Here is a 15040-nt window from a genome sequence, read left to right on the forward strand (position 1 = left end):
TGCCAAACCTTCGGCTGAAGAACCTCGAGGAAGAGACATGACCACACACACTGAGCTGACACCCCAAGCCCTGCTGGACCGTCTCTTCTCTTTAATAGAAAATGTCGAAAGTTTTGATGAATTATCGCCATTACTTCTTGAGAAGTATCTAGAAGTTCCATTCACCAAGAGTGCAGGTGAAAATTCTGGGTTTTATACGCTCGATCAAACAGCTCCTTATTCAGGATACGGCATCACGTATAACTTCGACAAGAAATTTACGCAGTACTCCAATGTCACTCTGGAACTTTTACCACCGAGTAGCATCCCTCCTTCAACCACTCCTCCTTGCGAGCTAGCCTTCGAGCAATATGATAGAGCGTTGAAAGATGCTGGATTCAAAGCCGAGCTGGGACTCTATAACGAATTTGGATGGATTCTGTCTTTTCAGTACTCACGCAAAAATATACGTGCCCAGATCAATCCATGGCACCCAGCCTCCCCTGAACCTCAACAAGCAAGTGTCAGCTGCGTTAAGTCGATCAGTCTTCACAAGATTGAGGAGTAATGGTCATGGCCGTTCCAAACGCTCAACTGCAATCCGCTTTGACTCGATTTGCAAATCGACCGGATGTAACTCCCGATCAGGAAGCGCAGCTACGGGCAACGGTTGCGGCCGATCCAGACCTTACACAGAGGCTCAATCAAGAAGCAGCCAGGGGTCATCTGAGAGCATTCGAGCCAGGCGTTGGCGGTTCCGAACCGCTGACAGGCTCCTACGATAAGGCATCCGGAATCGTCACTCTCCCGACGCTTGATCCAGGATCCGCACCGACGGCGAGCTTGCGCGGTTCGCTCCGGCTGCAAGAGATGGGTATGCGTTTCGCCAATAGTTCGTATATGGATGCAAACCAACAAAGCCAGCCTGTAACGCAAGATATGGTCACCAACCTGCAGGCGACAATCAACAGTTCGCCGACGCTGGCGAACGAGATGAAGCGAGCTGTTACGACCATTGACAGCAGCGACCCCCAAAAACGCATGCTGCTGGAAAATTTCGCTCCTCTCGGCGGCACAGTAGCAGGGGGGACGTTCAACCCAACCAGTAAAACCATGAGCATTCCACCAGCCACGGTCGGGCAAACCCAAAGTCAATTCAATAAATTCAACGCTATTGATCTAACATTTGTTCTTGGTCATGAGACGCAGCATGCCTTCAATCAAGTAAGCATGGCCAACTCATACAACCAATTTGATTCCGCAGTGAAAGCGATTGCAAAAGATAATAATCCGGTCAACGATTACACGCTACCCGTAGAGAATCTAGTTAAAAGTGCGCGCGACGATGAGGCCAAAGCTCAGATTTCAGGTTGGAACGCATTGATTGATCGGGAGCGGCAAATCAACCCAGCCGTCGATTTGAATGCAATGAGACGTCTCGGAAACGGCCGTTTGGATGACTTTGTTGAAGCCAATCCGAGCAACAGAACGCAGACGCAGGCGCGGCAAGGGATTACGTTCAATCAGGACGGCTCACTGCCCATGACGCCTCAGAATGTATCTGCACAAGCGACCTACTACTTCGACAAACAGCCCAAAGGCACGCCAGGACTTCCGCAAAATCAGACAACAGGCATTGGATTCCACGGTGACTCGGACTATCCCAACTACTATGGAGCCGGTGCCGTCAGCCGTGCTATTGCATTCGATAGGGCGTATGCGCATCCAGTGGGTGGGGTTGCTCCGCAAATGCAGCTTGATATGCAACGCTTGCGCTTCAAGGAAGAACTTCTAGAACACAACGGAATCACGCTGCCCACGGGCACCACCGCTACACCGCAGATCTATTGGGACACCAGCAGCAATCCGCCGACCCGCGGGCTGTTGCAACACACAAAAGGATCGCACCAGCACATCAGCCCGACTCCCGACATCGACCCTCAACAGCCGGCACTCAACGTTCCCTACAAGACAGGGAGACCAGACAATGAGCTGTTGGAGAAGATCCGTAGTGGCGTTCGCGGACTTGATCAACAAGCAGGGAAATCATGGGATGAGAATAGCGACCGCCTAAGCGCAAGTTTGATGCTGATGGCTGCAGAAAAGGGCTTTACAGCAAAAGACGATCTGAAATTTGCATTTAATTCGCCAACCGAAAAAATGGCTGGCGGCGAAATTCTCCACATGTGGCGAGAGGGCCACCAGTCCCCAGATCCCGCTGCGCATCGAGCGCACATGCCTACGCAGGAAGCGCTTTCTGTTCCTGCGGATCAGCGTATGGCACAAGTAGAAGTAATCCAAGAAACAAAAGCGCAGGAAGTAATGCAAGCTCAACAACAAGAGGCTTTGCAGGCACAAACGGCACAAATCCGCTCGATGTAAGAAGTACCCGATCAGCCGGTGCCCCGGCTCCAGCGCCGGCATGCTTCTCTCTGCGTGGACATAGGCCTCCTGACTGAGAAACGTCGGGCCAGCCTATAAGTCAGCAACACCAACAGCGCTGCCCGTGAAAGGGTAAGGAGGACTGGTCTCGTCTGCGGGCTTATAGCTGCAGGGCCGCTGAGTACTAAGATTAATCAGGTTCTGCTCTAGAGTCCAGCGGCTATTTCTTGATCTTAAGCTATTTCTCTAGAAATAACCCAAAGCCGCATTTATTACACTCGATAAAATTGGGTCGTCCGCCATACCATTCTATCGAATCTTAAGAAAGGTGCGGTATGCAGGGTGTATTGCCCATGTAATGCGGCCCGCCCTATTTTCGTTTGATCTATACAAGTCGGGATCGTCGGAGAAATGTGTAAATTTCTTACCGTCCGGATGGACGCGTGAAACCAAATTTAGTTTATATAAAAAGTGCCCAAGGTCTTCTGCGTCCACATATCTTGAACCATCTATTGAGGGAATATCGGTCGAAATCCGACCCCTGATATAGTTTTCATTTATTAAATTATTAATATCCTGGTGTTTAAATTCTCGATCGGCGGCGCGAAACGCATCGATTAGAGCCTCAAGCTCTTTAAATTGATGCCCATGCTCTTTTATCAAATCATCGCGTCTTTTTTTACCAAAATCCTCTAGCACATAATCAATGTGATCAAAATTAATCTTTCTTTTCCTCATCTCTCTCGCTTTTGACGCAGACATCCGACACAGCTGCACCATCCAACGAGGCCTCCTATTGGAGAATGTGCTAATTGCATCGAATAGCTTAGCATCTCTATCTCCTCCCCATTCAATCGGGGAAATAAATACGAGATCAAGAATTTTATTATAGTCTCTTGATATCTGGTACTTCGCCTCTGGAGACTCCGGATTTTTCCTCTTAACATAAGAGAGAATTTTTCTTACAAGCATTTCTCGCATGTAGGCCTTATTCCAAAATATCTCAATTAAATACTGATCAAGCTTATCTAAATCTTCGAGATGCCGAAGACACGACCATACATCACTCCGCACAGTGGCTCTAATGCGAATGTTTTTTTGTTCAAATGCAAGCCCTCTGATCGCGCTGAAAAATGATCCAACCCGTGCTTGATATTCAGCATTGTTCTGGAATTTAGCATCAATATCGTCAACCAAAACCCACACGACGTGATTCTCGTATTTCGATTGGAAATTTTTCAAAAGTGCTTCACAATTTTCAGGGATAGAGTCCTTCTTTTCAAAATTTAGAAGAGGTATTTTCCCGAGAACTCGCGAAACCAGACTACCCACTAGATTTTTTGACTTCAGGCCATCCAATTCTGCCAATTCAACCATCGACATCTCGTCGCTGGTTAGGGCAATTTCAATTCTACTTCCTATTTCCAGAATTATTTTCTTACAGATGATTTGTTTCCAGTAATTTTCAAAATATGCCTGATCTTTTTTTGAAAAATCCCCTAGGCCCAGCAGATCGTTTCCTTTAGCTGTGACAATTATTGGATCATCATACAAAGCATCGAATTCAAGTCTATGCCTTAGTTGCGATATTAGCGCAGACTTCCCCATCCCTTTGCGGGCACTCACGACAGATATATTCTTGCTCTTATCGAAAAAAGAATTAAACACTTCATGATTAACAAAATGTTCGTTTAATCGAAACTGATCTTCGTCCTCACCGGCTTCGTTGCCAAATATACTTTCGTCAGACAAGTCAAGATTTAGCAATTTAGAGATCCTTTTTCGCCACTAATTAAATGCCTGAATTTCAATTGGAAATTTCGAATTCAGGTGTGCATGCGAGAGCCCTTAAGAACTTGCTCTCACTGCACCCAGATCAGGTTCATCAACTGCGGATCCGCCGTCACCTTGACCAGCTTGCCGCTGGGGCCGAACTGCACCTGGTACTCGGAGAAGCTGTCGCGCCAGTAGCGCCACAGCGAGGCTTCCAGGTTGGGGTTTTCGCTGCTGATCGGGTAGCCGACCGCCATCAGCACCTGCTCGCGGGTCATGCCACCGGTGAGCTTGCCGTCCACGATGGCCTGGCGGATCTTGGGCGGGAAGGTGGCGAGCTTGAGTTTGGGGTCGGCGGTGACAACGTAGCGGGCGGCGAAGGCGGTGTTGTCCAGGTCGCGGCTGTAATCGTTGCCGATGGACTGCTTTTCGCCGGCGATCTTGAGGTTGACGCGGTTGCGGCCAAAGCCGGTGACGCTGACCGGGGTGCCGACGGGCAGCACGCGCTTGCCGTCTTCGGCGTAGTTGCTGTCGCTGATCCAGCTGCCGTCGGTGCGCAGGTTGCAGCACAAAAAGCCGTCGTACTTGGCAACGTCGGCGGCGTTGGCCAGGTTGGCGGCGGTGAGCAGGCCCAGGGCCAGCAGGGAAGACTGCAAACGCATCGTAAAGACTCCTTTCTCGACGGCCGTGGCCGCGCGGCAATGATGGGATGAGGCGCGCCGCCGTTTCCCCGGGGGCGCGCTGGCATTGTCGCAGCCTTGGGCGGGTTGGCAAGCGCCCCGGGTGACGCGGCCGGCCCGTGGTTGTGTATGCTCGGAGCCGTGGAAACTCTCTCACCCGCCGAGATCACCGAGCAGATCGCCGAGTTGCGACGCGCCCATCGCGCGTTGGACGAGGAGATTCAGCGCGTGCCTGCGAACGTGGAGGACGAGTTGCAGATGAAACGCTTGAAGAAGCGCAAGCTGCATCTCAAGGACTGCATTACGCGGTTGGAGATGGAACTGGTGCCCGACGAACCGGCGTGAACTGAGGCGCGCGGCGGTTTGGATTTGCGCTGATGGGTCTTTAGCGCGGTGATGGGTGGTTCGATTACGGGGTGATGTGGCGGCTTGGTTTGTCGGGGCCGTCTGTTTGGGTCGGGGCGTGTCGGGTTGGTTGATTGGGCCGTACCCTCACCCCAACCCCTCTCCCGAGGGGAGAGGGGCTCTGATCTGCGATCTCCCGCTCGGGAGAAGGCTTTTGTCTCCCTGCCTTTTTGGCGCAAGCGCGCTTGAGCGGCCTGCGCTCCTGTCTTCAGCCTGCGCGCAGCAGGATCTTGCCGCGGCGGCCCGGTTCGGCGCTTGCGGCTGCCGCTTTTGCGGCATCTTCCAGGTCGAACACCGCTTCCACTGGCAAGGCCAGGCTGCCGTCGACGGCGGCCTTGAGCAATTCGCCGATCATGCGGCGCTTGTCTTCGGGTTTGGTGGCCTGCATGACCTTGCTGCCCCAGAAGCCGCGCACCGTGGCCTGCTTGAAGATCACATCGCCGCTGGAGATCTCCAGGGGCTCACCGGTCATCGAGCCGAACGAGACCAGTTCGCCACCTTCGGCAAGCAGGCCCAACAGATCGCCTGCCGCCTTGCCGGCGACCGAATCGATAGCACGCACGATCGGTGCGTCGCCGACCAGCGCGCGTACATTGTCCTGCCAGCCTGTTTGCGCGGTGGAAATCGCGTTGCCGATGCCCAGTGCCTTCAACTCGTCCACGCCGGCATCGCGGCGCACCAGATTGATCACGTTGATGCCGCGTGCGGCGGCGAGCATGGCCACGGTCTTGCCGACCGCGCCGTTGGCGGTGTTCTGCACGATCCAGTTGCCTTTTTCGACGTGCAGGGATTCGATCAGCATCAGGGCGCTGAGCGGCATGGCGATCAGCTGGCAGCCGCGATCGTCGTCTAGTGCGTCGGGCAGCGGGACAACGCCGGTTGCATCGGCCAGAAAGAACTCCGCCCAGCTTTCGTGCACGCCGGCCGCGACCACGCGCTGACCAACCTGCAGACCTTCAACGCCTTCGCCGAGTGCGTCGATCACGCCGGCCGCTTCGCTGCCGCCGATGGCGGGCAGCTCGGGCTTGTAGCCGTAATTGCCGCGCACCGTCCACAGGTCGTGGTTGTGGATCGGCGAGCGGCGCATCGCGATGCGGACCTGTCCCTTGCCTGGTTGCGGTGTGGGGCGTTCTGCGAGTTCGAGCACCTTGGCCGGGTCGCCGAACTGGGTGTGGATGGCTGCGCGCATGGAGGTCTCCTGCCGGGCACGCTCTTGCTGCGACGCGCCCGATCGTTGTGAAAGGTGGCGCGATGCTATCGGCAGGGCTGCAAGGGAGGGATGAAACGAACGGAACTGCTGTGTGAAGCTGTTGGCGTGCGCGAGCAGTGACGTTGGTCTGCAGCGCTGGAGGATTTGCGTGCTGGCCGACCCTCATCCGCCCTTCGGGCACCTTTTCCCGAAGGGAGAAGGGAAGCGCCTTGCGCGTCTGCGCCTACCTACGTGCCCTGCCATTGGCCCACCCTCAGGTGCGGCAGGGAGACGATGGCGGTTGCACCGCCGCTTACTCAGCCGGCGGCGACACCACATCCGGCTTTGCCGCTTCAGGGCTCACCCGCTCGATGGTGTGGCGCAGCTCGCGGCCAAGGATGAACTTGGCATCTTTCGCCCAGGCATCCAGTCGGTCGTCGAACATCAGCTTGCTGTTCTCGTCCGGCCACACCAGACGCAGCTCGCGCAGTTTCTGGATGAAGCTGCGGAACAGCGTCTTGTCGAAGAATTCCGGCGCGGCCGGTGCGTACAACAGGCTCAGACGCTGTGCGGCCTGTTGGCACAGGCTTTCCAGTTCGCCGGCACCGAGCACGCCGGGGCCATTCTTCACCAGCACCGAGATGGCGATGTAATAGCGCTCGAAGGCCTGCTGCAGCGAATGGCCGATCGCACGCAGACGGAACACTTCATCGGTTTGCCCGGTGTTGCGCGCCAGGATGCCGCCGTCGTCGTCGGTGACGTTGAGCAGCAGGCCTTCGCGCACGAACATGTCGATGGTCTGTTCGATGCGCTCGGCAAAGCGGTCTTCGCTCCACGGCAGGAACAACTCGGCCTGCAGGAACGGGTACACCGTGCGGCCCAGCCGCAACAGGCCGGCGCGGCTCATGCGGCGGTTGTTCTGGAAACAGCACGCCACCCACGAGGAGGCGGTAAACAGGTGCAGCACGTTGTTGCGGAAGTAGCTCAGCAACACCGCGGTGTCGCCGCTGACGCTGAGCACATCGCCCAGCGGATGCGACACGCGCGTGAGCACGTTGATCTCTTCGGCGTGGGTGATGATGCGCGCCGGGGTGTGCGGGGTGACGGTGACGCGGTCCGAATACGGCATTTCGGCCAGCAGCTTCTTGCACAACTCGATCTGTGCGATCAGGTCGGCCTCGCCCATCGCGTGCTTGGGCGTGGACAGCAGCGCCAGCGCCAGCAGGTTGATCGGGTTGACGTCGGCGGCGCAGTTGATCCGGGTCTGGATCTGGGTGGACAGCGTGTCCACCGCCGGTGCCAGCCAGCTGGGCTTTTCGTCTTCGGGCAGTGGCTGGCCGTCCCAATCCGGGGCGTGCTTGGCCAGCACGTCGTTGAGCGCGATCGGCTCGCCGAAGTTCACCACCACCTGGCCGTAGTTCTGTTTGAGCACCTTGGGAATCGACCACAGCAGGCCCCAGATGGATTCCTTTTCCTTGGGCCGGCCGGTGAGCTCGTCCAGGTAGCTGTTGCCTTCCATCAGCTTTTCGTAGCCGATGTACACCGGCTGGAACAGCACCGGCTTGCGCGGCTGGCGCAGGTAGGCGCGCAGCGTCATGGCGATCATGCCGCCCTTGGGCTGCAGCAACCGCCCGGTGCGCGAACGCCCGCCTTCGACGAAGTATTCGATCGAATACCCGCCGGCCACCAGCTGCGCGACGTATTCGCTGAGCACTGCCGAATACAGCGCGTTGCCCTTGATCGAGCGGCGGATGAAGAACGCACCGCCCTTGCGCAGCAGCGTGCCGACCACCGGCAGATTGAGATTGATGCCGGCCACGATATGCGGCGGCACGATGCCGCGTTCGTACAACAGGTAGCTCAGCAGCAGGTAATCCATGTGGCTGCGGTGGCTGGGCACATACACCACTTCATGCCCGGGCGCGGCCTGTTTGAGCTTGTCCAGGTGATGCACCAGCACGCCGGCGTAGATGCGGTTCCACACGTGGGTGAGCAGGAAGCTGGCCGAGCGCACCACCGGGCTGGAGTAGTCGGCGGCGATTTCCCAGGCATAGGCATGCGCCTTGCGCCAGGCATCGACCGGCTTGCTGCTGTCGCGCCGGGCCTGGGTGGCGATGGCCTCGCGCACCGAGTCGGCCGCCAGCACCTGGTCCACCAGCAAGCGGCGGGTGGACAGATCCGGCCCGATCACCGCCTCGCGAATGCGCCGGAAATGGGTGCGCAACACGCGCTGCAGCTTGCGCAAGGTGCGCTCGGGCGGCAGCCCTTCGGCCATGGTCTGGCGCAGCGAGATCGGCGGGGCGAACCGCACGATGGTGGTGCGGCCATTGAGCAGCACCGAGAGCAGGCGACGGAAGCGGCCGACCAGCGCCCAGTTTTCAGAGAACAGCACCGCGAACCAGCCGCTCTGCTTGTCCGGCGCACGGCCGACGAAGATCGACACCGGCACCAGATGCACGTCCAGGTCGTCGCGCACGCGGTGCGCCTGCAGCAGCTTGGCCAGCGAGTCGGAATGGGTCTTGCCGCCGCGCTGCTCGGGGATCAGCGAATTGCTGCTGCTCCGGCGCGACAACGCCAGATAGGCGCGCTTGCGTTCCAGCGGGTCGCCCGGCAACGGCACCAGCGGCGACGGCAGGCCGACTTCGCGGCAGGCCTTGTCCAGAATCAACGCGTTGGACAGGCCGTAGTCTTCCAGCACATACACCACCGGGCGGCCGTCGTCGTAACGACCCGGTTGGTCCGGTTCGATGGTCAGGCTCAGCCACGGGTCGGCCAGGCGGCCGAGCAGACGCGCCCACCAGGGGCGTTTGGCGCTGCGTGCAGCGGCGACGGCGGGCGCGATCGATGGCGCAACCTCCGGCGGCACCGGCTGGGCAAGCGGCAGTGCCGCCGTCGTGGCACCGGTGTCGGCGGCAGCGCTGGGCGGAGCGGGCTGGCCGTCCGGGAACGGCAGGGGATTCTGTTCTGGCATCACCGTCATTATCGCCCAGCCGGGCGTTGCCCGGTGTCGGCAGGCGTGGCCGCTGCGGTGTCGGGCGCTGCAGTGGCTCCGGGTAGGGGCGCGGCCTGGATGCCGTCGAGCAGCGCCTGCACGTCGTTCTGGGTCTGCAGCTGGTACCAGTGGCCATCGCGCTTGATCAGCGCAACGCTCAGATCGATGTCGTGCGCGGCCAGCGGATAGCGCAGCCGGACCTGGGCGGTGTCGGCGTCCTGCCTGATCAAGCCGGTGCGCAGCGCATCCAGGCTGCTGTCGATCGACAGGCCGTAACGCGCCAGCACCTTCTTGCAGGTTTCCCAGAACGGCCCGAGCCGGCGCAGGCTTTCTTCCATGCCCAGCCGCTGCAGGTCGGCATCGGCGGTGATGCCGGTGGCGCGGGCGGCGGCGACCAGGTCGGCGATGCTGGCCTTGGCGCGCGGGCGGTCGGCCAGCGGCGCGGTGGCGGCCCAGGCGCTCAGCGCGTCGACCAGCTGCACGTAATGTGCGCGCTGCTCGGGCTGGTAGTCGTTGCGGCTGCGCAGGTACTGCACGCCGAACTGGCCCAGCGATTGCGCGGCCTGGGCGATGCCCTGTGCCTGGCCGGCCAGCTGCGCATCGAAGGCCTGCTGCAGGCGGCGTTCGGCGTCGGGCGCCGACAACGACCCCAGCAGCGCGCCCACTTCATTGGGCAGCGGCAGTTCGGTCAGCGGCCAGCGGCTGGCACCGCTGCGCCAGGCCGCCTCCAGCTGGGTGAATTGCGCAGGCGTCACCCGGATTCGCGCATACGCCACCAGATCGTTGCGCCGCAGCGGCAGGGTCATCGACTGCATCGCCGCGGCCGGCTCGGCCTTGGCGCCGGGCAATGCAGCTGCGGTCTCGTTGCGCTGGCAGCCGCTCACGCATAGCGCGGCCAGCAGCAGCCACGCGACGGACTGAAACCGCCCTGCGCGGACGGTAGGTAGCGACATGCGCACGATGTTCCCCCTGATCGATCGGCGCATCTTGCTGTCTGAATGCATTGGCGGCAAGGCGCAGCCGAACCGTGCGCCAGGGTATGGTCGGCAGATGTTACGTTTTCGTAGTTCCTTGCACGTTGTCGACCAGTGTCCGACATTGACTGCCGATGTCTTATCTGGACAAACTTGTCCAGCGCTCGGGTTGCAGCCCTTGCGCCGCCAGCGTTTGGCACTATGCTGCGACGCATCATGTAAGCGCTTGCAGTTCCTGCTAGCGTGCGCTGCATCTCGCTTGGGGGGCGCCATCGGATGGGGCCGATGTCATTCATGTGCATGTGTGACACGAACGTTCTGCGCCAGCGGACCGTGCGCCCTACCCCGGCGCGCGACGCCACGCGCGTTGATTTGGAGAAAGCCACAGCATGAGTCGGCCACGGTCCGAAGGCGGCAGCGTCACCATCAAGGACGTTGCGCGCGTAGCGCAGGTGTCGGTGGCCACGGTTTCGCGAACCATGAACGGGCATCAGCACGTGGCCGAGTCGGTCCGCGAGCGTGTGCTGCAGGTGGCGCGTGCGCTCAACTACATCCCGCACCATGCTGCGCGCAGCCTCAGCAGCCGGCGCACCCACACCATCGGGGTGGTGCTGCCGGACCTGCATGGCGAATTCTTTTCCGAGTTGATCCGCGGCATCGACCAGGTGGCGCGTGACCAGGGCTATCACCTGTTGGTGTCCAGCTCGCATGGCGACCCGCAGGCGCAGCGCAGGGCGCTGGAGCGTCTGCCCGGGCGCGTGGATGGTGTTGTAGTGATGTCGCCGTCGCTGGGCGATTCGGGTGTGCACGAAGACGCCCTGCCCGGCGGCCTGCCGGCGGTGCTGCTCAACTGCGCCGGCAGCGCCAGCCAGCGCCCGGTGCTCAATGTGGACAACTACGGCGGCGCGCGGGTGATGACCCGCCACCTGCGCGAGAGCGGCCACCGCCGCATCGCCTTCATCGCCGGGCCGGCCGACAACTTCGATGCGCACGAGCGCCTGCGCGGCTATCGCGACGAACTGGCGCTGGATGCCGACGCACAACCCTGGGTGCTGCCGGGCAACTTCGATGAAGAATCCGGTTACCGCGCCGGCCAGGCGCTGGCGCAGGACACGCGCCCGGACGCGGTGTTCGCCGCCAACGACATGATGGCGCTGGGCTGCCTGTTCGCGCTCGGCCATGCCGGGCTGAAGGTGCCGCAGGACATCGCGCTGGCCGGGTTCGACGACGTGCCGATGGCGCGCTACGTGTTGCCGGCGCTGACCACCATGCGGGTGGATATCGCCGGCCTGGGCGCGCGTGCGTTGCGGTTGCTGCTGGGCCAGCAGCTGGTCGATGCGCCCGCCCCGCCTGCCGATGCCGCACCGCCGGCGTTTTCGGAGATGGTGCCGGAGCTGATCGTGCGCGCCTCCAGTGCACCGCGGGCCGCGCCTAACGGCTGAACACATGCGCAGCGTGGCATCTTCACTAATTATTTACTATTTCTTATGCTTTTTATAACGCCTGCAGCCCGCTTGCCGTTGTTCTGTCGTCTTTGACACATCGCACCACCCGCGCCACGCCGACCACTTTGCCGGTAAGCGCCTGACCCCTGGGAGGGGGAAAGCCATGAAGACCTACCGCACTGTCGTCACCCTGCCGGCGCGCAGCCTGTTGTGCTGCGCCCTGGCCGCCTCGCTGTTCGCCGCTGCCCCGGCCATGGCGCAATCCAGCAATGCCACGTTGCGCGGCCAGGTCGCCGCGACCCAGGCGGGGACCACGGTCACCGCGACCAATGTCGCCAGCGGCGCGGTGCGACGGGTCACCACCGGTGCCGACGGCAGCTATGCGCTGGTCGGCCTGCCGCCGGGCACCTACAAGGTCGACGCCGGTCCCGGTACCGAAAAGACGGTGACGCTGTCGGTGGCTTCCTCGGTCAGCCTGGACCTGGGCGGCGCCAGCGATACGGCGGCGGCTCCGGCCGGCGATGCCACCACGCTGGACGCGGTGCAGGTCACCGCCACCACGCTGCAGGAGGTCAAGACCTCCGAGGTGGGCACCAACATCTCGCTCAAGCAGATCAACACGGTGCCGCAGCTGACGCGCAACTTCCTGGAGTTTGCCGACACCGTGCCGGGCATGCAGTTCGAGACCGATGCCAACGGCAACAGCCGCATCCGTGGCGGTGCGCAGGCCAGCTCGGCGGTCAACGTCTACATCGACGGCGTGGGCCAGAAGAGCTATCTGTTTGGCGGCGTGTCCGGCCAGCAGCAGAGCGCGGGCAACCCGTTCCCGCAGTTGGCGATCGGCGAATACAAGGTCATCACCTCCAACTACAAGGCCGAGTTCGACCAGGTGGGCTCGGCGGCGATCGTGGCGTCCACCAAATCCGGTGGCAACGAATTCCACGGCGAGATCTTCGGGCGCACCACCAATACCGATTTCCGCGCGCGCCAGGCCGACGAGCGCGCCGGCGCGCCCAACGCCGACGGCAACAAACGCCAGACCCACCAGGACGAATACGGCGTTGCGTTCAGCGGCCCCATCGTCAAGGACAAGGCGCACTTCTTCTTCAGCTACGAAGGCAAGGGCTTTGAGGTCTCGGCCAACCCGGTCGCGGTGCCGGATCGCTTCAGCGCACTGAGCGACGACCTGCCGGCCGGCGTGCAGAGCCGCCTGGGCTCGGTCACCCGCCCGTTCAACGAAGACCTGTACTTCGGCAAGATCGATTGGGACATCGGCGACAACGATCGTGTGGAATTCACTGCCAAGTATCGCGACGAAGAAAGCCGCGACAGCGTGGGCGACCAGAACACCGCCATCGCCGCCAAGATCAACCTCAACACCGAAGAGCGCTACGACCTGCGTTGGCAGCATTTCGGCGAGAACTACATCAACGAAGCGCGGCTGTCGTACGAAGACGTGCTGTTCAACCCCACCGCCTACACCATCGGCAGCCAGACCGTGTACACGCGCGGCATCGCCGAAGACGATGTGCTGCTCAACGACGATGCCACCAGCGGCCTGGCAATTCAGCGCAAGGGACAAAAAGGCCCCAGCTTCCAGAACGACCTGACCTTCAACAACATCGAGTGGCACGGCAGCCACGTCATCAAGATGGGCGTGAAGTACAAGGAAGTGGAGCTGACCCAGAGCGAAAACTCTGCGGTCAACCCGTCGTTCTACTACGGTGTCAACGATGGTCAGGGCACCGCAGCGATTCCGTACCAGGTGCGCTTCAATCTGCCGTTTGCCGGCGCCGCGCCGTCGGTGACCACCACCAGCAAGCAGCTGGGCCTGTACATCCAGGACGATTGGGACGTCAACGACAAGCTGCAGTTGAATCTGGGCGTGCGCTGGGATGGCGAAAAGATTCCGTCCTACCTGGACAACGTGACCCCGCCGGAAGTGGTCGCCGCACTGAATGGCCCCGGCACCGATCCGGCGGTCAGCGCCACCTATGCCGAGCAGCTGGCCAAGGGCGGGGTCAACATCAACGACTACATCAGCAACGGTCGCAATCGCAAACAGGACAACAACAACTTTGCGCCGCGCCTGGGCTTTTCGTACGACTTCCGCGGCGACGAATCGCTGGTGCTGTTCGGCGGTGCCGGGCGCAGCTACGACCGCAATCTGTTCGACATCATGGGTCTGGAACAGGTCAAGTCGGCGCTGTCGCAGTACACCATCCGCTTTGTCGAATCCTCCAACTGCACGCCGGCGCCGGGCACCTGCACCAACTTCAACCCGGCCTTTGTCAGCAACCCGGACAGCCTGGGCAGCCTGGTCAATGCGCGCGTGCGCAATGGCGAGATCAACCTGCTCAACAACGATTTGAAGACGCCGTATTCGGACCAGTATTCCATCGGCCTGCGCACGCGGGTGGGCGAGTGGAGCAACTCGGCCACGGTGTCGTATATCCACAGCAAGGACGGTTTGATCCTGACCCTGGGCAACCGCTATCCCAATGGCGATTTCTTCCAGAATGGCGGACAGCCGTGGACCCAGTCACCGGCGGGGTTCGGCAACCTGATCATCGGCAACAATGGTGTGGAGACCAAGACCGCACAGCTGTTGCTGTCCACCGACAAGGCCTACACCAAGGAAAGCGGCTGGGGCCTGACCGCGGCGTACACGTTCTCGCGCGCACGCGGCAATCGCGGCAACGACGAGCAGTACGGATTCGATGCCGCCACCATCGCCAACTACCCGTACCTGGATCTGAACTCGGTGCCGCGCCATCGCCTGGTGGTCACCGGTATCTACGACCTGTTCTGGGGCATCAGCGCCTCGGCCAAGCTGACCCTGGCCACGGTGGCGCCGCGTAACGAAGCGGTCTCCTTCGACCAGTACGGTGGCCCGCCGTCGGACAACATCCGCATCGTCTCGGTGGATGCACCCGGCGGCAAGTTCCTGGCTGGTGGCGATATCTTCGGCACGCGGCAGCTGGATCTGTCGCTGTCCAAGGACATGCATGTCACCGATGCGCTCACCGTGCAGGTGCGCGGCGATCTGATCAATGCGCTGAACTTCCGCAACTACGATCAGTACGCCATCGACTGGGGCAACGGCGGGGTGTTCAACCCGCGCGCCAGCATCAACCAGTACGGCGCGCTGTCCACGCCGCCGCGCACCCTGTTCTTGAGTGCCCGCATCATCTGGTAACCGTCCCGGCGGCGTTTCGACA

At 60.7% G+C, this 15040-nt stretch carries 10 protein-coding genes; 5 read left to right on the forward strand and 5 right to left on the reverse strand.

Features of this window, described 5'->3' with window-relative positions:
• Nucleotides 1-37 precede the first annotated feature (37 nt).
• A complete protein-coding gene (locus M3O59_RS20470; protein ID WP_116906513.1) occupies nucleotides 38-547 on the forward strand; it encodes a hypothetical protein in 510 nt (169 codons plus the stop codon).
• A gap of 5 nt (nucleotides 548-552) precedes the next feature.
• Nucleotides 553-2361 (forward strand): XVIPCD domain-containing protein, encoded by a 1809-nt coding sequence (locus tag M3O59_RS20475; protein ID WP_116906530.1) that lies wholly within the window; start codon nucleotides 553-555, stop codon nucleotides 2359-2361.
• A 309-nt stretch (nucleotides 2362-2670) separates the two neighbouring features.
• Here the strand turns inward: M3O59_RS20475 and M3O59_RS20480 are convergent, their stop codons facing one another.
• On the reverse strand, nucleotides 2671-4113 hold the full coding sequence (locus M3O59_RS20480; protein ID WP_373418986.1) for a P-loop ATPase, Sll1717 family: 1443 nt from the start codon (nucleotides 4111-4113) through the stop codon (nucleotides 2671-2673).
• 110 nt (nucleotides 4114-4223) lie between these two features.
• The gene (locus M3O59_RS20485) at nucleotides 4224-4796 is read right to left on the reverse strand and encodes a hypothetical protein (protein WP_116906515.1); all 573 of its coding nucleotides are present in this window, start codon (nucleotides 4794-4796) and stop codon (nucleotides 4224-4226) included.
• A 159-nt stretch (nucleotides 4797-4955) separates the two neighbouring features.
• Between M3O59_RS20485 and M3O59_RS20490 the strand changes: the two genes are divergently transcribed.
• Nucleotides 4956-5159 carry a YdcH family protein gene (locus M3O59_RS20490; RefSeq protein ID WP_042828019.1) on the forward strand — a complete coding sequence of 68 codons (204 nt, stop codon included), beginning with the start codon at nucleotides 4956-4958 and terminating at the stop codon, nucleotides 5157-5159.
• A gap of 268 nt (nucleotides 5160-5427) precedes the next feature.
• On the opposite strand, the gene M3O59_RS20495 is transcribed toward M3O59_RS20490, so the two are convergent.
• The 3 genes from M3O59_RS20495 to M3O59_RS20505 all read right to left on the reverse strand — a co-directional run bounded on the left by M3O59_RS20495 (nucleotide 5428) and on the right by M3O59_RS20505 (nucleotide 10353).
• Nucleotides 5428-6408 (reverse strand): zinc-binding dehydrogenase, encoded by a 981-nt coding sequence (locus tag M3O59_RS20495; protein ID WP_116906516.1) that lies wholly within the window; start codon nucleotides 6406-6408, stop codon nucleotides 5428-5430.
• A 313-nt stretch (nucleotides 6409-6721) separates the two neighbouring features.
• On the reverse strand, nucleotides 6722-9388 hold the full coding sequence (plsB, locus tag M3O59_RS20500) for a glycerol-3-phosphate 1-O-acyltransferase PlsB (RefSeq protein ID WP_116906517.1): 2667 nt from the start codon (nucleotides 9386-9388) through the stop codon (nucleotides 6722-6724).
• Entirely contained in the window at nucleotides 9388-10353 is a 966-nt protein-coding gene (locus tag M3O59_RS20505) for a hypothetical protein (RefSeq protein ID WP_116906518.1), read from the reverse strand. The genes plsB and M3O59_RS20505 overlap by 1 nt, the downstream gene beginning before the upstream one ends.
• Before the next feature lie 410 nt (nucleotides 10354-10763).
• Here M3O59_RS20505 and M3O59_RS20510 point away from each other — a divergent pair, with 410 nt between their 5' ends.
• Nucleotides 10764-11816: a LacI family DNA-binding transcriptional regulator gene (locus M3O59_RS20510; protein ID WP_116906519.1), complete on the forward strand. Its 1053-nt coding sequence runs from the start codon at nucleotides 10764-10766 to the stop codon at nucleotides 11814-11816.
• Between the two features lie 166 nt (nucleotides 11817-11982).
• Nucleotides 11983-15018 carry a TonB-dependent receptor gene (locus tag M3O59_RS20515; protein WP_116906520.1) on the forward strand — a complete coding sequence of 1012 codons (3036 nt, stop codon included), beginning with the start codon at nucleotides 11983-11985 and terminating at the stop codon, nucleotides 15016-15018.
• Nucleotides 15019-15040 lie beyond the last annotated feature (22 nt).

The organism is Xanthomonas nasturtii, from assembly GCF_023337365.3.
GTDB lineage: Bacteria > Pseudomonadota > Gammaproteobacteria > Xanthomonadales > Xanthomonadaceae > Xanthomonas > Xanthomonas nasturtii.

Coding starts and splice junctions, on each gene's coding strand:
- M3O59_RS20470 (WP_116906513.1), top strand. CDS start 38: ATGACCACACACACTGAGCTGACACCCCAAGCCCTGCTGGACCGTCTC.
- M3O59_RS20475 (WP_116906530.1), top strand. CDS start 553: ATGGCCGTTCCAAACGCTCAACTGCAATCCGCTTTGACTCGATTTGCA.
- M3O59_RS20485 (WP_116906515.1), bottom strand. CDS start 4,796: ATGCGTTTGCAGTCTTCCCTGCTGGCCCTGGGCCTGCTCACCGCCGCC.
- M3O59_RS20495 (WP_116906516.1), bottom strand. CDS start 6,408: ATGCGCGCAGCCATCCACACCCAGTTCGGCGACCCGGCCAAGGTGCTC.
- plsB (WP_116906517.1), bottom strand. CDS start 9,388: ATGACGGTGATGCCAGAACAGAATCCCCTGCCGTTCCCGGACGGCCAG.
- M3O59_RS20505 (WP_116906518.1), bottom strand. CDS start 10,353: ATGTCGCTACCTACCGTCCGCGCAGGGCGGTTTCAGTCCGTCGCGTGG.
- M3O59_RS20510 (WP_116906519.1), top strand. CDS start 10,764: ATGAGTCGGCCACGGTCCGAAGGCGGCAGCGTCACCATCAAGGACGTT.
- M3O59_RS20515 (WP_116906520.1), top strand. CDS start 11,983: ATGAAGACCTACCGCACTGTCGTCACCCTGCCGGCGCGCAGCCTGTTG.